Origin of the sequence: Pseudooceanicola endophyticus (genome assembly GCF_018760365.1) — a bacterium.
Lineage (GTDB): Bacteria > Pseudomonadota > Alphaproteobacteria > Rhodobacterales > Rhodobacteraceae > Pseudooceanicola > Pseudooceanicola endophyticus.
Genome location: NZ_JAHIAB010000020.1, coordinates 24014 through 41472, shown reverse-complemented (window position 1 = coordinate 41472; position 17459 = coordinate 24014). Strand labels below are relative to the sequence as shown.

General features: G+C 67.6%; 22 protein-coding genes and 1 pseudogene. 13 read left to right on the top strand and 10 right to left on the bottom strand.

From position 1 onward, the window contains the following. Positions 1-36 precede the first annotated feature (36 nt). From KM176_RS23320 to KM176_RS23305, 4 genes are all read right to left on the bottom strand, one after another. The gene (locus KM176_RS23320) at positions 37-1563 is read right to left on the bottom strand and encodes an FAD-dependent monooxygenase (protein WP_160897066.1); all 1527 of its coding nucleotides are present in this window, start codon (positions 1561-1563) and stop codon (positions 37-39) included. Continuing rightward, entirely contained in the window at positions 1563-2489 is a 927-nt protein-coding gene (locus KM176_RS23315) for a VOC family protein (protein ID WP_160897067.1), read from the bottom strand. The genes KM176_RS23320 and KM176_RS23315 overlap by 1 nt, the downstream gene beginning before the upstream one ends. A 109-nt stretch (positions 2490-2598) precedes the next feature. Beyond that, positions 2599-3513 carry a LysR family transcriptional regulator gene (locus KM176_RS23310; protein WP_160897068.1) on the bottom strand — a complete coding sequence of 305 codons (915 nt, stop codon included), beginning with the start codon at positions 3511-3513 and terminating at the stop codon, positions 2599-2601. A gap of 146 nt (positions 3514-3659) precedes the next feature. Further along, positions 3660-4409 carry an SDR family NAD(P)-dependent oxidoreductase gene (locus KM176_RS23305; protein WP_160897069.1) on the bottom strand — a complete coding sequence of 250 codons (750 nt, stop codon included), beginning with the start codon at positions 4407-4409 and terminating at the stop codon, positions 3660-3662. A 443-nt stretch (positions 4410-4852) separates the two neighbouring features. Between KM176_RS23305 and KM176_RS23300 the strand changes: the two genes are divergently transcribed. Genes KM176_RS23300 through KM176_RS23285 form a run of 4 tightly spaced genes read left to right on the top strand, consistent with a single transcriptional unit; the run spans position 4853 to position 8137 of the window. Next, the gene (locus KM176_RS23300; protein ID WP_160897070.1) at positions 4853-5662 is read left to right on the top strand and encodes an ABC transporter ATP-binding protein; all 810 of its coding nucleotides are present in this window, start codon (positions 4853-4855) and stop codon (positions 5660-5662) included. Beyond that, entirely contained in the window at positions 5659-6396 is a 738-nt protein-coding gene (locus KM176_RS23295; RefSeq protein ID WP_160897071.1) for an ABC transporter permease, read from the top strand. Before KM176_RS23300 ends, KM176_RS23295 begins: the two co-directional genes overlap by 4 nt. After that, positions 6393-7157, top strand: a complete 765-nt coding sequence (locus KM176_RS23290; RefSeq protein ID WP_160897072.1) for an ABC transporter permease — start codon at positions 6393-6395, stop codon at positions 7155-7157. The genes KM176_RS23295 and KM176_RS23290 overlap by 4 nt, the downstream gene beginning before the upstream one ends. 35 nt (positions 7158-7192) lie before the next feature. Beyond that, positions 7193-8137: an ABC transporter substrate-binding protein gene (locus KM176_RS23285; protein ID WP_160897073.1), complete on the top strand. Its 945-nt coding sequence runs from the start codon at positions 7193-7195 to the stop codon at positions 8135-8137. On the opposite strand, the gene KM176_RS23280 is transcribed toward KM176_RS23285, so the two are convergent. Genes KM176_RS23280 through KM176_RS23260 form a run of 5 tightly spaced genes read right to left on the bottom strand, consistent with a single transcriptional unit; the run spans position 8122 to position 10937 of the window. Beyond that, on the bottom strand, positions 8122-8700 hold the full coding sequence (locus KM176_RS23280) for a TetR/AcrR family transcriptional regulator (protein ID WP_160897074.1): 579 nt from the start codon (positions 8698-8700) through the stop codon (positions 8122-8124). The two genes, KM176_RS23285 and KM176_RS23280, sit on opposite strands and share 16 nt — an antisense overlap. Before the next feature lie 17 nt (positions 8701-8717). Further along, complete coding sequence (locus KM176_RS23275; RefSeq protein WP_160897075.1) at positions 8718-9023, bottom strand: antibiotic biosynthesis monooxygenase family protein; 306 nt, start codon at positions 9021-9023, stop codon at positions 8718-8720. Then, positions 9020-9838 carry an SDR family NAD(P)-dependent oxidoreductase gene (locus tag KM176_RS23270; protein ID WP_160897076.1) on the bottom strand — a complete coding sequence of 273 codons (819 nt, stop codon included), beginning with the start codon at positions 9836-9838 and terminating at the stop codon, positions 9020-9022. Before KM176_RS23270 ends, KM176_RS23275 begins: the two co-directional genes overlap by 4 nt. Before the next feature lie 12 nt (positions 9839-9850). Beyond that, entirely contained in the window at positions 9851-10339 is a 489-nt protein-coding gene (locus tag KM176_RS23265; protein WP_160897077.1) for a VOC family protein, read from the bottom strand. Continuing rightward, complete coding sequence (locus KM176_RS23260) at positions 10332-10937, bottom strand: cupin domain-containing protein (RefSeq protein WP_160897078.1); 606 nt, start codon at positions 10935-10937, stop codon at positions 10332-10334. Before KM176_RS23260 ends, KM176_RS23265 begins: the two co-directional genes overlap by 8 nt. A gap of 163 nt (positions 10938-11100) precedes the next feature. Here KM176_RS23260 and KM176_RS23255 point away from each other — a divergent pair, with 163 nt between their 5' ends. The 6 genes from KM176_RS23255 (at position 11101) to KM176_RS25085 (ending at position 13830) form a co-directional block, all read left to right on the top strand. Next, positions 11101-11211, top strand: coding sequence for an NAD(P)-binding protein (locus tag KM176_RS23255; protein WP_202398093.1), 111 nt, complete (start codon positions 11101-11103; stop codon positions 11209-11211). 188 nt (positions 11212-11399) lie between these two features. Next, positions 11400-11834 (top strand): hypothetical protein, encoded by a 435-nt coding sequence (locus tag KM176_RS23250; protein WP_202398094.1) that lies wholly within the window; start codon positions 11400-11402, stop codon positions 11832-11834. 45 nt (positions 11835-11879) lie between these two features. Then, positions 11880-12671 (top strand): hypothetical protein, encoded by a 792-nt coding sequence (locus tag KM176_RS23245; protein ID WP_202398095.1) that lies wholly within the window; start codon positions 11880-11882, stop codon positions 12669-12671. Between the two features lie 4 nt (positions 12672-12675). Continuing rightward, a complete protein-coding gene (locus KM176_RS23240) occupies positions 12676-12918 on the top strand; it encodes a hypothetical protein (RefSeq protein WP_202398096.1) in 243 nt (80 codons plus the stop codon). Then, positions 12906-13253, top strand: coding sequence for a nuclear transport factor 2 family protein (locus KM176_RS23235; RefSeq protein WP_202398097.1), 348 nt, complete (start codon positions 12906-12908; stop codon positions 13251-13253). Before KM176_RS23240 ends, KM176_RS23235 begins: the two co-directional genes overlap by 13 nt. Before the next feature lie 88 nt (positions 13254-13341). Beyond that, positions 13342-13830, top strand: coding sequence for a winged helix-turn-helix transcriptional regulator (locus tag KM176_RS25085; RefSeq protein ID WP_160897079.1), 489 nt, complete (start codon positions 13342-13344; stop codon positions 13828-13830). A gap of 13 nt (positions 13831-13843) precedes the next feature. Here KM176_RS25085 and KM176_RS25080 read toward each other — a convergent pair. After that, a pseudogene (locus KM176_RS25080) lies at positions 13844-14452 on the bottom strand (TetR/AcrR family transcriptional regulator); the annotation flags it as partial. A gap of 181 nt (positions 14453-14633) precedes the next feature. Between KM176_RS25080 and KM176_RS23225 the strand changes: the two are divergent. From KM176_RS23225 to KM176_RS23215, 3 genes are read left to right on the top strand one after another with little or no spacing between them, the layout of a single operon-like run. Continuing rightward, on the top strand, positions 14634-15938 hold the full coding sequence (locus tag KM176_RS23225; protein ID WP_160897081.1) for an ABC transporter substrate-binding protein: 1305 nt from the start codon (positions 14634-14636) through the stop codon (positions 15936-15938). A gap of 57 nt (positions 15939-15995) precedes the next feature. Next, positions 15996-16742 (top strand): ABC transporter ATP-binding protein, encoded by a 747-nt coding sequence (locus tag KM176_RS23220; RefSeq protein WP_160897082.1) that lies wholly within the window; start codon positions 15996-15998, stop codon positions 16740-16742. Positions 16743-16756: 14 nt separating this feature from the next. Further along, the gene (locus tag KM176_RS23215) at positions 16757-17458 is read left to right on the top strand and encodes an ABC transporter ATP-binding protein (protein WP_160897083.1); all 702 of its coding nucleotides are present in this window, start codon (positions 16757-16759) and stop codon (positions 17456-17458) included. The last annotated feature ends 1 nt before the right edge of the window (position 17459 follow it).

Here is a 17459-nt window from a genome sequence, read left to right as displayed (position 1 = left end):
CCGCCCTTTGTTTGCGCCGGGGAGCGCGGGAGGTACCTAGTAGGGAGCCGAGATCGCCGCGATGCTCTCGGCCATCAGCGCGGCCTGGGCGGGCATCGGATCGCCTGCCATCTCCATCTCGCCGATCTTCAGGGAGTTACCGACGACCAGCCGGCCGCGGGGCAGGCGACGGCGCATGAAGCCGTGCAGCGCGTCCTCCAGCGACGGATGGGCGGACAGTTCCTCGACCAGCACCAGCGCGTCCTCGACCGCCATGCCCGCGCCCGAGCCCAGATGCGGCGTGGTGGCATGGACCGCATCGCCGATCAGCACCACCCGGCCACGGTACCAGTCGCCCGGCACCAGGATGCTTTCCAGCGGGCGATAGATGATCTCTCGGCCGTCATCGACCAGCGCGCGCAGCTCGGCCACGATGCCGCCGAAGGGCGCCAGCAGATCCTGCAGGATCGCCGGCAGCGCGTCGGGCTCGCGCCAGGGATTGCCGGGCACGCTTTCCAACAGGTACATGTACATCTGATCGGGCGAGCAGGGGTTGAAGCCGACCTTGGTTTCAGGGCCCAGGAACATCTGTCCCTGGTGCCAGTCCTTCGGCGTGTCGAACAGCACCCGCCAGCAGGCCTGACCGGTAAAGCGCGGCTTCGGCGCGTTTTCCAGCACCATGTCGCGCAGCCCGGAAAACAGCCCGTCGGCGCCGATCACCAGGTCATAGCGGTCCTGCCGCCCTTCCGAGAAGGTGACATTCGCCCCCGTATCGTCCTGATCCAGCGCGGTGACGGTGACGCCCAGGCGGACCTCGGTCTGCAAGGCGCGGACGCGCTCGGACATCATCCGGTGCAGCACCGGACGCAGCACCGCGCCCTCGGCCGGGACCCGGGGGCCGACCAGCCGTTCCGAGCGGACCTCGCGGATCAGGCGGCCCTGCATGTCATTCAGCGTCACCCCGTCATGGCCGTGCCCCTCGGCGATCAGCCGGTCTTGAAAGCCCAGGTGGCACAGCGCCCGGAAGGTCAGCGGCGACAGGGTAATGCCGGTGCCATAGACCGACCACGCAGGGTCCTTGTCGATCAGCTCGACCGCGACGCCTGCCTCGCGCAGGCGGATGGCGGCGGCCATGCCGGCAATGCCGCCGCCGACGATCAGCACGCGGTTCAGGTTCTGGGGCAGATGGGATTGTGCCATCCGGGTTCCTCCCTTGGATGTGGGGCCCGGGGGGCCCTCAAGATGGATGCGGCCGTCCTCGATCCTCAGCCGCACGGGGGTCAGGCGCTTGCCCAGGCAGGGGCCCAGTTGGCAAAGGCCGGTCTCGATGTCGAAAAGGGCGCCGTGGGCCGAACACATGATCAGGCTGCCATCGGCGTTCAGAAAGGCGTCCTTGCGCCAGTTCATCCGGGCGCCGGGGTGGTGCGGGCAGTCGTTGCGCCAGCCGAAGACGGCGCCTGCGCGGCGGACCACAAACACGGTGTCATGCCCGCGGCCCCCGGGGTCAAAGCCTCGGGCGGCGCCCTCGGGCAGATCTGCGAGGCCGCACAGGAGCGTGCCGCCCCCGGGGCTGGACGCGGGCATCAGTGATCATCCGCATCCGGTCCCGGCGCCCATTTCGGCGTGCTGCGGAACAGGAACATCTGGGAATGCGTCGGCCCGGTATGGGCGCTGCGCGGCACCCAGTCGTCGCTGTGCAGGTCCATGTCGGCATCATATTCCATATGCGTCGCCATCGGGCTGTTGAAATACCAGAACCAGTTCGAGCCGAACTTGTGCCGTCCCGGCCCCCAGAAGCTTTCGTAGCCCTTGTTGACCATCCGCGTGCCCGCCAGCATCAGTTCGGTCGGGCCCTGCATGTGGAAGGCGATATGTTCCAGACCCTGCATGTATTCGGGCGTCTGGATCAGGAACAGCGTGTGGTGGTCGCGGCAGGCGCCGGGCCGCAGGAAGGGGCCGGCATCCTCGAAACGATCAGTGACGCGGAATTTCAGGCGCTCGACATAGAAGGCCTCGGCCTGTTTCAGGTTCGGCACGAAGTAGACGATATGCGACAGGGTGCGGGGCAGGGCGGGGACGTCTTCGTTCGCGGCCACCTCGTCTTCCAGCCGCTGCGGTGCGGCGCCCGGCGAATTGACCCGTTCGCCCGGCAGGTCCAGCACCCGCCGCGTGGTGACCCGAAAGCCCAGCACAAAGCCTGAATCGTCCACCGTCTCGAAGCCGCCGTCGGGGGTGTCGGTGACGGTGCGGTCGGTTTCCAGCTCGGCGCGGATCTCGGCCAGGGCCGTGGCATCGGTGACGCCGTAAACCGATTTGCGCAGCATCGTGGCGGTGGGCAGCGGCGGCGGCAGCGAAGCGTCGTCGCGCGGCCGGATCCGGATCGCGGTGCCGTCGAGTGCCTCGAACAGGTCCGGCGCCACCCGGGTCAGGCCGAAATCGGTCAGGTAGGTGGCGCAGGCCGCCACGTCGTCCACGCCAAAGACGACCTCGTCAGGGCCGATGATTTGCATTCTTTCCTCCCGGGAACTTTCCTCGGGATCAGTCTAGAACGCGGAAACGCATTGAAAAAATCGTAGTTTCCAATCCGTAATATCGGCCCCGCCGATAGGCCCTGGCCGCTCAGGCGGCGCAGGCTTCTGGGGCGTGGGCTGCGACGATGCGCTCGCGCACCCAGCTCAGGCAGTCGTCCGATCCCGACTGCACATGCCATTGCAGGTGCTCGGTCAGTGGCGGGATCGCCACCGGGGCGGGCAGGATCCGCAGGTCAAGGGCCGAGGCAAAGGTTCCCGCCAGGCGGCGGTGCATCAGCGCGATGCGGTCGGTGTGGGCGACCAGGTAGGGCATCGCCAGAAAGCTTTCGGCCTCGCAGGCGATGCGGCGGCTTTCGGCGTGGTTCTCGACGAACCAGGTCTCGAAGGTGGGCCGGAAGGTGGGGAACCGGGCGACGACATGCTCGGCGGCAAAGAATTCCTCGGTCGAAATCGCCTCTCCCAGCCAGCTGTTGCCCCGGGCCGCCACCACCACGTAATCGTCGCGGAACAGCGCGACCGAGGGATGGCCCTTGGCGCGGCAGGGTTCCGGCATCAGCATCAGCTCGACATCGCCGCGTTCCAGGCAGGCCTGTGGATCTGCGCCGGGTCCCTGGATCTCGAACTGCAACAACGGTGCCTGCCGTGAGATCTCCTGCAGTGGTCGTTGCAGCCCGGTAAGCGTCGCATAGTCCGACGCGATGATGCGGATGCGCCGTTCGGCTGTGCGCGGGGTGAAATCGGGCGAGCGCAGGATCGTCCTGTCGATCTGCATCAGCGTGCTGCGCACCTTGTCCGACAGCTCGCTGGCGCGCGGTGTCAGCACCATCTGGCGCCCCACCTGGGTCAACAGGTCATCGCCGAAATAGTCGCGCAGGCGCGCCAGCGCCCCCGACGTGGCCGATTGCGACAGGCACAGCCTGTCGGCAGCGCGGCTGACGTTCTTCTCGCTCAGCAGGATGTCCAGTGCCACCAGCAGATTGAGATCGAGCCCCTTGAACCTCATACGTCCTCCCATCGACAGAAGTGATAGCTCGACTGCGAAATAGTCGTGCCCCAAATCTTGTACGACCAACCAAATAAAGCAAGCTGGTTCTGGAGCGGAACTGTAAATTTCTTTCAAAACCGTTTTATATCAATGGCGTGAATGGATTACCATGCCGTGGCACCGCCGTCGATGCGCAGGTCGGCCCCGGTCACGTAGAGGCTTTCGTCGGATGCAAGGTAGATGGCCAGATGGCCGATGTCGGTGGTCGTGCCCAGCCGGTCGACCATGCATTTGGCGCGGACCTGGGCCATCAGGGGCGTGTCCAAGTGCTGGGCGGTTTCCTCGGTCACGGTGAAGCCGGGGGCGATGGTATTGGCGCGGATGCCATGCGGGCCGCCCTCCATCGCAATCTGCCGGGTCATCGCCAGCACCGCGCCCTTACCGGCGGTATGGGCGATGGCGGGCAGGCCCAGCAGCGCCGTATGGGCATTGGCCGAGGCGAAGTTCACCACCGAGGCACGTCCCGAGGCCACCAGCAGTGGCCACAGCGCCCGGCTGGCCAGGAAGGCGGTTTCGACCTCGCCGCGCAGCGTCAGCTGAAAGTCGGGCAGCGTCATCTCGGGCAGGGGGGCAAAGCGGCAGATGCCTGCGGCGTTGACCAGGATGTCGAGCGCCCCGTCGAATATCCCGGCTGCCGCCTGCGCCAGCTGCGCCACGGCCGCCTCATCGGTCAGATCGGTCGGGTGGGCGGTCAGTCCCGGGGTGATGGTCTGAAGTTCCAGCAGCGGCTCGGCCGTGATGTCGACCGCCAGAACGGCGGCCCCTTCCGCCACCATCATCCGCGCGATCTCGCGCCCGATGCCGCGCCCGGCGCCGGTCACCACCGCGCGCTTGCCCTTCAATCTGTTCGTCATGGTCGTCCTCCCTGATGGCTGCATCCTAGAAGGCCCTGCCAGCATTGAGAAATCCGACGAATCCATCATGGCCATCGGTGAAATCGATAGCCGCCGACCGGGGCGCCGATGATTCCATCTTGCCAGTCTTCGGGGGGGCTCCTATAAGTTGTTTGTTCGACCAACTAAATATCTGCGGGTGGAGGTCTGCGGCATTTGGCGGGGGGGGAGGGGAGGCCCCTGAACAGAGCTGCGGCATCGGCCGCGCGGTGATTTCACCTTCCGAACGACCGGGCCCGGGACGGGTCCGACGATGCCGGGGTTGCCCCCCGGCCTGCGCCCGTCCGGGCCGCGAGAGGAGCGCGGCCCGGATCTTCACCCGCTCTGCCGCCGCGGCCGCAGTGCCTTCCCGCAGGAGGGCCCGTGGTCGCCCGCGCCATCTGCTCGCCATTCCGGAGGTTCCAATGCCCGCCCAGATCCTGAAGGTCGCGCCCCGGCCGCAACCCGTGACGGCAGCGCCGCTGATCCGCTTTGCGGGCGTGGGCCTCAGCTTTGGCCGCACCGAGATTCTGCGCGGCATCGACCTGGAAATCGCAGCCGGGGAATTCGTCAGCGTCATCGGCCCCTCGGGCTGCGGCAAGACCACCTTGCTGCGGCTGCTGGCGGGGCTGCAGAAACCTTCGGCCGGGCAGGTCAGTATGGCGGGGCGCCCGCTGCGCGGGCCAGCGCCGGATATTGCCGTGGTGTTCCAGGATTATGCGAATGCGCTGCTGCCCTGGCGGACGGCTGCCGGCAACGTGGCCCTGGCGCTGGAGGCCCGCGGCGTGCCGCGCCCCGAACGCGCCGCCCGCATCGCCGAGCTGTTGCAGATGGTGGGCCTTGGCGCCCATGCCGAGCGCTTTCCCGCGCAGATGTCGGGGGGCATGCAGCAGCGTCTGCAGATCGCGCGCTGCCTGGCCCAGGATCCTTCGGTACTGCTGATGGACGAACCCTTCGGGGCGCTGGATGCGATGACCCGTCATAAGCTGCAGGACGAGCTGCGCGGCATTGTCCGGCGCACCGGCGTCACCGCCTTCTTCGTCACCCATGACCTGGAAGAGGCGATCTATCTGGGGGACCGGGTGATCGCGCTGGCACCGCATCCCGGGCGCATTGCGCACAGCTTCCCGGTGACGCTGCCGCCGCAGCGCGATCAGCTCTCGACGCGCGAAGATCCGGCCTTCCTGGCGCTGCGCCGGGCGCTGTTCGACTTTATCCAGGAGGCCTCGGCATGAAGGGGGCGGTGCTGCCGTTGGGGCTGGTGCTGGCCTGGCAGGGGACTGCGACGGTTTTCGGCCTGCAGTCTGACACGCTGTCGGATCCGCTGCAGGTGCTGGCGGCGCTGGCAGCGGGTCTGGGCGATGCCTCGATCCTGCGGGCCACCGTACAGACGGTGGGGGCGGCCGCCGCCGGGCTGATGCTGGGCGCCGGGCTCGGGGCGGTGACGGGGCTGGTCTGCGGCCTGCTGCCGGTGCTGTCGCGGCTGCTGCGGCTGCTGATCGAGGTCCTGCGCCCGGTGCCCGCCGTCGCCATGATCCCGATCGCGCTGCTGGTCTTCGGCTTTGGTGCGCGGCTGGAAATCTCGGTGGTGGGCTTTGCCTGCTTCTTCCCGATGCTGATCCTGACCGAGACCGCGGTGCGCGGCCTGCACCCCTTGGGCCGTGACGTGGCGCGGATGCTGCGGCTGTCGCTGCCGCAGCGGGTCGTCAAGATGGTGCTGCCGGCGATCCTGCCACGGCTTTTCGTGGCGCTCAGGCTGTGTGCCGGGATCGCGCTGATCGTCGCCGTCACGGTCGAGATCTCGTCCAATCCGATGGGGCTGGGTTACCGGCTGATGCTGGCGGGGCAGTCGATGCGCCCGGCGGACATGTTCGCGACCCTGCTGTGGATCGGGCTGCTGGGCTGGGGGCTGAACCTGGCACTTGTCCGGGCCGAGCACTGGCTGTTTGCGACCGGTGCCCGGGCATGAGCGCGCGGCGGCATCTGGCCTGGGGGCTGGCCAGCCTTCTGGTGCTGGCGATGGCGATCGGGCTGTGGTCCTGGATCGCGCGGGCGGGGCTGGTCTCGGCAGTGTTCCTGCCGGGCCCCGAACGCACCTGGGCGGCCATCGTCAAGGGGCTGCAAAGCGGCGTTCTGGTGCAGCAGACCGGGCAGACGCTGCGGCGGATGGTGCTGGGCTGGGGGCTGGCCTCGGTGCTAGGGATCGGCGCGGGGGCGGTGATCGGGCTTTCGGCGCGGGCAAGGGTCTGGGTGCTGCCGCTTCTGGAAGGCATCCGGCCGCTGCCCGCTTCGGCGGTGGCGCCGGTGGCCATCGTCTTCCTGGGCCTGAGCGAGCAGATGATCCTGGTGCTGATCGCCTTCGGGGCGCTCTGGCCGATGCTGCTGACCACCGCCCATGGCGTGGCATCGCGGCCCGCGCGCCTGGCCGAGGTCAGCCGCTGCCTGGGGCTGAGCCGCACCGCCTATCTGCGCAAGATCGCCCTGCCAGGGGCCCTGCCGGACATCTTCGGCGGGCTGCGGCTGGGGCTGACGGTGGCGCTGATCCTTGCCGTGGTGGGCGAGATGATCACCGCCCAGGGGGGCCTTGGCACCCGCATCCTGCTGGCCGCGCGGTCGTTCCGTGCGCCCGACATCTTTTCCGGGGTCGTCGTGCTGGGGCTGATCGGGCTGGCCAGTAACGCGATCCTTTCGCTGGCCGAGGCGTGGCTGCTGCGCTGGCGCCCCCGCTGACCCCGGCCCGCCAAGCCCCTGTAGGAGAGACTGACATGCGTTCCCCCCTTGCCCTGGCCACGTTGCCGCTTCTGGCGGCCACGCTTCTGGCCCAGCCGCTTCACGCCGAGACCCGGGTGAAGATGCTCTATACCGCCTCGGCGCCCAATGCGCTGGCCTTCGTCGCCCAGGATCAGGGCTTTTTCCAGGCCCATGGGCTGGCAGTGGACCTGCAGCTGGCGCAGAATATCTCGGTCATCGTGCCGGGGGTGTTCTCGGGGTCGGCGCAGGTCGGGCTGACCACGGCGACCGTCGCCTTCCAGGCCATCGACAATGGTCTGGATCTGCGCGCCTTCGCCACAACCAATGCCTTTCCCGACCCCTCGGCCGCGGGGCTTCTGGTGCAGCCGGGCAGCACCATTGCCTCGGCCGGGGATCTGGCAGGGCAGCGGATCGGGGTGCCGGGCATCGGCGGCCTGCTGGACGTGGTGATGCGCAAATGGGTGCTTGAGAACGGCGGCGATCCGGCAGAAATCGACATCGTGGAATATTCCCTGCCGCAGACCGGTGACATGCTGCGCGCCCACCAGGTCGACGGCGTGGTGACCGTCGATCCCTTCATGAGCCGCGCCCTGCAGGACGGCGCGGGCCGCGAGGCCGGCAACATCATGAGCGTCATTCCCGACGGCACGGCGGGAACGCTGTTCGTCGCCACTGCCGACTGGGCGGGCCATCACCCCGAGGCGGTCGCGGCGATGCAGGAGGCATTGGAGGATGCGCTGGCCTTCATCCGCGACCATGATGCCGAGACCCGCGACAGCCTGGCCCGCCACACCACCCTGCCGCCGGCGGTGGTGGCGGGGATGACGCTACCGGCGTTCTCGACCCATCTCGACCCGGAACGCAGCCTGGGCTTCTGGAACGAGCTGGCGCAGGAACAGAGGCTGATCTCGGGGCCGGTGGATCTGGCGAAGGTGGTCATTCCCTATCCGGCGGACTGATCCGGCGCCGGGGTGGCGAACACCGCCCCGGCAATGCGCTGCGCCAGATCCGGCGGCAGCGGCTGGCCGTTCAGCAGCCGGTACCAGAAGGCGCCGTGGATGAAATCCGACAACAGTTCGGGGTCGGCCGTGGCGGGAAGCTCGCCCCGGGCGCGGGCATCGTGCAGCAGTGCCAGCATGATTGCCTCGCGCGGGGCCGAGAACCGCGCCCTGAAGACCGGCAGAAAGCCCGGCTCGGTCAGGGTGGTGGCGATCAGCCCGCGCAGGGTGTCGCCATCGGCCGAGAGATCGGCGAAGATGGCGCGCAGGAAATTCTCCAGCAGCACCCGCCGGGGTTCGGGGCCCGACAGGTCGGGGTCGGGCTGGCTGGCGATCTCGAAAATGGCATGCAGAACCAGCTCGGCCTTGCTGTCCCAGCGGGCATAGAGGGTCTGCCGCGAGACGCCGGCGGCGCGGGCGATGTCGGAAATCGTCACCCCCGCATAGCCGTGTCGGCGCACCAGCCGCAGCGCCGCCTGCTGCAGGTCGCGACGGGCCGCGGGTTTGCGCGGCCGGCCGGCCATTGGTTTCACCGTCGTACTCAGAAGGACACCTGCGGCAGGGCGATGGCATGGTGCGAGACCTGGGGCGGCGCCGCGAAATGCGGCCCCACCAGCGCGCGCCATTCCTGGAACAGCGGGCTGCTGCGGAAATCGACGGTATGCGCCTCCAGGGTGTCCCAGCCGATCAGCACGCTGTAGCTGTCGGGCGCCTCCAGGCCACGCAGCAATTGCAGGCCGCGGCAGCCCGGGGCGCGGGCGAAGACGCTGGCGGCTTCGGCAACGGCGGCCTCGAAGGCCGCGTTCTGTCCCGCGATGACGCGGATCTGTGCCAGTTCCAGGATCATGCCGCCACCCCGTTGAAGAAGCGGTTCAGCCGCGCATAGCCCGGCACGTGCACCGAGGTCCCGCCATCCGCCGCCATCGCCTGGCCGGTGATGTAGCGCGCCGCGTCCGAGGCCAGGAAGGCCACCAGATGGGCGATGTCCTCGGGCGCGCCGAGGCCGGGTGTCAGGGTCTCTTCCTCGACCGTCTCGCGCAGCTCGGCCGGCAGATGCGCCAGCGCCGAGGGCGTGCCGGTCAGCCCCGGCAGCACCGCGTTGCAGCGGATGCCCAGCTTGCCGTGGCTGGTGGCGATGGCGCGGGTCATCTGGATCACCGCCGCCTTCGAGGCCGAATAGGCCGCCTGGATCACATTGCCCTGCAGCGCCAGGTTCGAGGCGGTGTTGATGATCACGCCGCGCCGCGCAGGCGTCATCAGCCGCAGCGCCTCGCGGCACGAGATCATGGTGCCCCGGGTGTTGACGGCAAAGGCGGCATCCCAGTCGTCGGTGCGCATGTGTTCGATGTCGCCATCGCGCTGCGCCTGGTCGGCGGTCAGCAGGGCGGCGTTGTTGTCGACGATGTCGAGACGCCCGTAGCGCGCTTCGGTCGCGCGGTACATGGCGCGGATGCTGTCCTCAGAGCCCAGGTCCAGCGTCAGCGCGATGGCCTCGTGACCGCTGGCGCGCAGATCGGCGGCGACGGCCTCGGCGCGGTCGGTGGCAATGTCGGCCACCACGATGCGCGCGCCGCTTTCGGCCATGATGCGGCAGGTCGCGGCGCCGATGCCGCCGGCGCCGCCGGTGATCAGGGCGACCTTGCCTTCCAGTTCGTAATGCATGTCATCCTCTCCTCAGGATGGAAAATTGCCGGCCGCCACCACTTCGACGATCAGGTCGCAGGGGTCGCGGAAGAAGAAGGCGGCCGCGGGGGGGCGCGGATCGCCGGGCCCGAGGCACGGATCGGCCTCGGGGTGCATCGGATCGCCGGGGGCGCGGATCACCCCGATGATCGTCACGTCGTCGCGCGCCGCCAGCACATCGAGCGCCTGCTGGCAGTCGGGCACGGAAAAGCACGGATGCTTGGTGCCCTGCTCGTCCAGATCGGTGTTTGGGGCGCGCCGCGCCGCCGGCACCGGCGCCGATCCGGCCTTCTGGAACAGCTCCAGCCGGAAGCCGTCGCGGTGCAGGAAGGCCAGATGCGTGTCGATCGGGGCGATATGGCGGCGCTCTTCGACCTCCAGGCCGAAGACCTGGGTGTAGAAGGCGATGGCGCGGTCCAGATCGCCCACCGACAGCCCGACATGATGCCAGCGCAGGCCCGGGAACAGCCCGTCAGCCATGGGCCGCGGCCTGCAGCCGGGCGTCATGATCGCGCTGCGCCTGCGCCAGATCGGGCGCGAAGGTGGCATCGGTCAGGATGAAGGCCATCCGTGTGATGCCCTGGCTGCGGTTGGTCCAGGCATGGATCGTGCCGCGCTGCACCACCATGTCGCCCTGTTCCAGCACGACCTCCTGGTCATCCAGTAGCAGCACGATCTGCCCTTCCAGTACGATACCGTAGTCGATGCTTTCGGTGCGGTGCATCAGCGGATGGCGGCCCGGCAGGGTGTGGGCGGCGTTCTCGGCCAGACCCACGGCGGCAAACAGCCGTTCGGCCTGGTCACGGTCGAATTCCGGGCCCTCGTCGCCCTCGGGGGGGATGTCGACGAAGCGGATCACCGTGCCGCCGGGGGGCGGCGCGGTTTCGGTCCGGCCCAGCGTCGGCTCGGATGTGGCGGGGGTGACGACCGGATCGCCACCGGTGTTCCACAGCTCGTAGAACGACAGGTCCTGCTGGACATCCGAGCGCGTGATCACCGGTGGTGCGCCATCCGACAGCACCACGGCGCGTCCCGCGCCATCATGACCGGTAACGACTCGTCTGACGGTTCGTTGCATGGGAGGCCTCCTCTTATTTGGTTGTATGGCTAACCAAATAAAATGCCTCAGGCAAGCCCCTTCCCGTCCCGCCACTTTTCGGCAGGCACAGAAATCTGTATTCCGTTATTCAACATTCTATCGCGGTTATCCGATAGGCGGAGGAGCTCTGAAGGAAGAACTCATGTCTCAGTACGACGTGGTCGCCATGGGGGCGGGCCACAATGGCCTGGTCGCATCCTGTTATCTGGCCCGTGCCGGCAAGAAGGTGCTGGTGCTGAAACGCCAGGGCTGACCGGAGGGCGTGTGGTCACCCGGGAAATCACCCCCCCGGCTATCGCCACGACCTGCACAGCTCGGTTCACACCATGATCCAGGGCAACCCGATGCTGGCCGAGGACGAGTTGGAGCTGAAATCGAAATACGGGCTGAACTGATGCTACCCGGAGGTGCCGCTGGCCTCGCTGTTTTCCTGACAACCAGGTGCTGGTCACCTACAAGGACCTCGACAAATCCTGTGCCGAGATCGCCCGCTTCAGCGAGAAGGACGACCGCACCTACCGCGCCTTTGCCGAGCGCGCGATGCGGATGATGCCGATGATCGTGGCGGGCTCCTACGCGCCGCCGATCCCCTGGGGGCCGTTCATGGCGATGCTGGATTCCGAGGCCGAGGGCCGGGTGATCCTGGATGCGATGAACCGCTCGTCGCTGGATATCAGCAACCAGCGCTTCGAGGACGACCGGGTCAAGATCCACCTGCTGAAGCTGGTGAGCGAGAACCTGCAGCTGCCGGACGAGCTGGGCACGGGGATGGGCATCTTCATCATGCCGGGGATCATCCACACCTATGGCATGTCGCAGCCGCTGGGAGGCTCGGACGGGCTGACGGATGCGCTGGTGCGCTGCCTTGAGGACTAGGGCGGCGAGCTGCGGCTGAACACCGAGTTCTCGAAGATCCGGACCTTGGGCAGCGAGGCCCTGTGCGTCCGGCTGAGCACCGGCGAGGAGATCATGGCGAAGGACGCGGTGATCGGCGCCATCCACCCGCATGTGCTGGGCAAGTTCATCGAGGGGCTGGACCCCGATGTCGAGGCCCGCGGCAAGGCGGTGACGCTGTCGACGCAATCGCTGTTCGTCAGCCATTACGACTTGAAGGAGCGCACGACCTACCGCGCCGGCACCAAGGCCACCGCGGCGGTGATGCTGGAATATTTTCCCTATACCGACCTCGACAGTATGCTGGACGATTTCGACCAGCTGCGCCGCCGGCGGATCCCCCGACGCCGTCTGCTGGGCGGCGGCGACGAGACCCACGGCGATCCGACGCGCGCCCCCGAAGGTGCGGGGATCTTTCCTTCGATCACCATGGTGCCCTACGACATCGCGGGCAAAGGGCCGCAGCACTGGGACGAGATCAAAGAGGATTATGCCGCCGAGACCCTGCGCCAGTACGATCCGTTCATCTCGAACCTGACCGCCGACAACATCATCGCCTCCAGCCACTGGTCGCCCCTCGACATGGAGTGGTCCTCGCCGAATTCCTTCGTCGGCGGCGACATGCACGGCTGCGCGCCGTTCCTCTACCAGACGATGTGCCACCGGCCGGCATCCGATCTGGGCCAGTACACCGTGCCGGGGATCGAGGGAATGAATCTGATGGGGCCGTTCCAGCACCCGGGCTGTGGTGCCTTCGGTACGGGCGGGCCACCGTGCTGCGCATGTTCGACGACCTGGGTATCGCTTTCGAAAGGGTGATCGCATGAAGATCCTGGACAATACCGGTAAGGAACTGATGACCGTCTCGGCGATTGCCCCGGACGAGGGCAACTTCCTGGTGATCCGCAGCAAGATCTTCGGCGCCATGCCGATGTCCGCCAAGCCGAGCCCGCAAGAGGTGCGCGCGGCACTCAGGATGCTGGGACCGCCGGACGATCTGGTTCCTGCTGGCGACGCTGCTGAGAAGGTTGGTCTTGGTTTCGGCTCGAGAGCGTGGCCGACATAGAGATGCTGAACGGCGCCGTGCGGTTCCACGGGCTCGAGGGGATGCGCGCGCATTACATGACCCGCATCTGGCCCCATTTCGAGGAACGGCTGGAGGGGCAGCGCTTCCTGTCCTCGTCAGCCCATGTGGCGATCGAGAAGTGGACCCGTTTCTTCGCCCTTGGCTCGACAGAAACGCTGTTCGGCCCGGTCCGGACGGATGAACGGTACCTTTATTACGGGTTGATCTTCTACGATCTGCGAGACGGGCGGTTCAGTGCGATCACGGTGTCCTACAACAGCTTCGACCGGCTGAATGCCGATGGCAGCCGCCAGGCCATGGGCCTGCCGCACTAGCGGCCCGGGATGGCATGGGGGGCGCCGGAAGGGGGGCTGCCTGTGTCGGGCGATTGCCGCGCCCGACGCGATTGCCTAGCGTCTCGCCATGTTGACCGAATCCCAGATCGCGCCGTTGCTGAGCATCGGCGAACCCCGTGGCCCCGGCCCCGACACCCGCCTGTCGGGGCTGGTGGCGCTGGCCCGACAGATGGGCCCCGTGCCGCCCGACCGCGACACTCCCGTGCGCGAGGTCGTCGCGCGGCTGGGCGACAACTGGTCGCCGCTGATCCTGCAGATCCTTGCCACCGGCAGCTATCGTCACGCGACGCTGAAGCGCCTGATCGCGGCCTTCGCCTCGGAGGAGGAGATCTCGCAGCGGATGCTGACCCTGCGGCTGCGGGCGCTGGAACGGGACGGCTTCGTCGCCCGCCATGTCCAGGACGAAGTGAAGCCGCCGCGAGTCAGCTATGCCCTCACGCCGCTGGGCCGGGAGCTGCAACAGGAACTGACGCGTCTGCTGAGCTGGATCGAGCAGGCAAGTCCGCGGATCGAAGCGGCGCGGCAGGGCTTCGCCGGGGATCGCTCGCCGCGGTGATGCCGGCGGCGGCATAGGCTAGCAGGCTGTCGTAGGCGCGCTGCAGATCCCCCGCCGCCGCCCGGCCGCCGGTGATCTGGTCCAGCCGCCGGTGCCGCGAGACCGTGGTCAGCATCAGATGCAACGTCATCGTGAAGGCCCGCGCCAGGGCGTCCTCGGGGGCGTCAGGCAAGGCTTGGCGAAGCCGCGCGATGAACTCGCGCGCCAGGGCGTCGAAATGCTCTCCCAGCAGATCAAGCCAGCGGTCATCCTCGCCCATGCGGGCCAGCACGCGCATATAGGCGGCCCAGCCGGGGTCCTCGTTCAGGGTGATCTGCTCGAAGAGCGGCCGCATGAAGGCATCTAGGATCGCCTGCGGCGGGGCATCGGGGGGCAGGGCCTCCAGGCCGGTCCGGCGCAGGGCGCACAGCACGTCCGCCCGCCGCGCCACCACCGCCTCGAACAGCCGGTCCTTGGTGCGGAAATGGTACGAGGCCAGCGCCAGTGTCACCTCGGCCCGGTCGGTAATGTCCCGAAGCGACACGGAATCCATCCCGCGGGCGCCGAACAGGTCTTCGGCGGCATCCAGGATCTTTTTCTTGGTGCGGTCCCCATTGGCCCGCGTGGCCCCTTCTTCGCGCATCGTCCGTCGTCCTCGATTGTCCTGGGAGCAGGTATCGAAAGCATCGATACCTGCCGTGGGTATAAGCGATTTTATCTTTATTTGGTTGGTTATATAAATAAGGAGCCAGAGGGGAAAGGACAACCCACAGGATGCAACCAGCGTCCGGGATGTCGGCCCTGCGGCTTCTGGGAGGAGAGACATGACCGAAATTCGTAACGGCGCCAGCGCCCTGTCGCGCCGTAAGGTGCTGCGTGCGGGCCTGGGCCTGGCTCTTGGCAGCGGGGCTCTTGGGGCGCCCATGATCAGGGCAGCCGGGCGCGACACGATCCGCATCGGCTACATTGCCCCGCTGTCCGGGCTACGCGCGCCCTTCACCGTGTCGACCCGTCACACACTGGACGTGGTGCGCCAGGCGCTGAAGGACGGGTTGACGGTGGGTGGCCGGACCTATGACGTCGAGATCATCGTCAAGGACTGCCAGTCGACGCCGGCGCGCAGCGTTCAGGTCGGCAACGAGCTGCTGCTGAAGGACAAGCCCGATATCATCCTGGTCGCCGATGCCGAGGCCGCCACGGCCATCGGCCCCATTGCCGATGCGCGCCGGGTGCCGACGCTGTCGACCTTCGGGCCCTGGCAGGCCTGGGCCTTTTCGCGCAAGTACGATCCTAAGAAGGGCTTTCCCTACACGTTCCACTTTTTCTTCGGCGCCGACGAGCTGGGCCGCGCCTTCCCGGCGATGTGGGACCATCTGGACACCAACCACCAGATCGGTGCGCTGTTTGCCGACAATGACGCGGGTCGGGTGATGTCGAACCCCGAGATCGGCTTTCCCCCCGCCTTCGAGGAGGCCGGCTATACCTTTGCCTCGGACACCGGGCTGTTCCGTCTTGATACCGACGACTTCTCGACCCAGATCGCGGATTTCAAGCGCAAGGGTGTCGATATCGTCGCCGGCACCGCCTATGAAAACCACATGGCGACCTTCTGGAACCAGGCGGCGCAGATGGGGTTCCAGCCGAAGGTCTGCACCATCGCCTCGGGGCTGTTGTTCCCCTCGTCGGTGACCAACCTTGGCGATCGCGGCCAGGGCATGTCGACCGAGGCCTGGTGGACCCCGGAGATGCCCTTCACCTCGTCGCTGACCGGCCAGAGCGCGGCCGAGGTGGCGCAGGCCTTCGAGGCGGCGGGCAAGCAGCAGTGGACCCAGCCGCTGGGCTACGAACATGCACTGCTTGAGATCGGCATCAACGCCCTGAGGACCTCAAGCGACCCGAAGGACCACGACGCGGTGCGCGATGCGCTGGCCAACAGCCGCAACGAGACGGTGGTGGGCACGGTCGATTTCGCGGGCTCGCCGCTGAAATCGGTGGGCCTGACCCATACGGTTGGCGGCCAGTGGCAGCAAGCGAAGGCGGGTGCCTACCGCTATCAACTTCAGATCGTGGACAATTCCACCAATCCCGCGGTCAACGTGACCGCCGATTTCATGGCGCTGAACTACTGAGGTGCCCCCCCCGGCGGCTGATCCGCCGGGGGCTGTCGATGGGAGGAGAACGGCCAGATGAGCCAAGATGTACCGGTCCTGCAGGTCTCGGGCCTGAGAAAATCCTTTGGCGCGATCACCGTCGCGCGCGATCTCGACCTGGAGATCCGGCAGGGCGAATGCGTGGGGGTGATCGGCCCGAACGGGGCAGGCAAGTCCTCGGTGTTTTCGCTGATTGCGGGGGTGCTGGCGGCGGATGGCGGCCGGGTGATCCTGGACGGCACAGATGTGACGCGGCTGCCTGCGCATCGCCGGGTGCATCACGGCATCGGTCGGGCCTTCCAGATCCCGCAGCCCTTTGCCGGGCTGACGGTCTATGAAAACGTGTTGTCGGCGGCCTGTTCCGGCGCCGGTCTGCGCGGCAGCGCGGCCTCGGACTGGGCCTGCGAGGTGCTGGAGCGCACCGGGCTTGCGCGGCGCGCCGACACGCTGGCGGGGGCGCTGATGCTGCTGGACCGCAAGAACCTGGAGGTCGCGAAGGCGGTGGCCACCCGGGCGAAGCTGCTGATGCTGGACGAGATCGGCGCCGGCCTGACCGAACGCGAGGTCGCCTTCCTGATCGAACGCATCGCCGCGCTGAAGCAGGATCACGCGATCATCTGGATCGAACATATCGCCCATGCGCTGAAGGCCGTCGCCGACCGGATCGTGGTGCTGAACTTCGGCGAGAAGGTCGCCGACGGTCCCTTCGATGCGGTCATGTCCTCGGCCGTGGTGCGCGAAATTTACATGGGTCTCAAGGAAGAGGCCGGCCACGCGGCCTGAGGGGGGGAAGCGGTATGGATGTGATCCAGATCGAACGGCTGGAGGCCTTTTACGGCGACATGCAGGCGTTGTTCGGGGTGTCGCTGGGGCTGCGGGCGGGGGAAACCTTTGCGCTGGTGGGCGCCAACGGGGCGGGCAAGTCGACGCTGATGCGCGCGCTGGTGGGGCTGGTGCGCGACCGGCGCGGCCATATCCGCCTGGGCGGAGAGGAGCTGATCGCGACCAGCCCCGAACAGATCGCGCGCGCGGGCATCGCGCTGGTGCCCGAGGGGCGGCAGCTCTTTGCCTCGCTCACGGTTGAGGAAAACCTGCAGATGGGCGCGATGAACCGCCGTCGCGGGCCCTGGGACCTGGAGGCGATCTATGGCCTGTTTCCGGTGCTGCGCGAACGCCGTCGGCAGATGGCGGTCACCATGTCGGGGGGCCAGCAGCAGATGGTGGCGATCGGGCGGGCGCTGATGGCGAACCCGCGGGTGCTCTTGTGTGACGAGCTGTCTCTGGGCCTGGCGCCGGTGATCGTCAGCCAGATCTACGACAGCTTTGCCCGCATCCGCGCCGAGGGCATGTCGATGATCATCGTCGAGCAGGACATCGAGCGCGCCATCGCGGTTTCCGACCGGATGGCCTGCCTGCTGCACGGCCAGGTGACCCTGCGGGTCGAAGACACGGCGCGCGTCGACATCGACGCGCTTTCCGCCGCCTATTTCGGAGAATGAC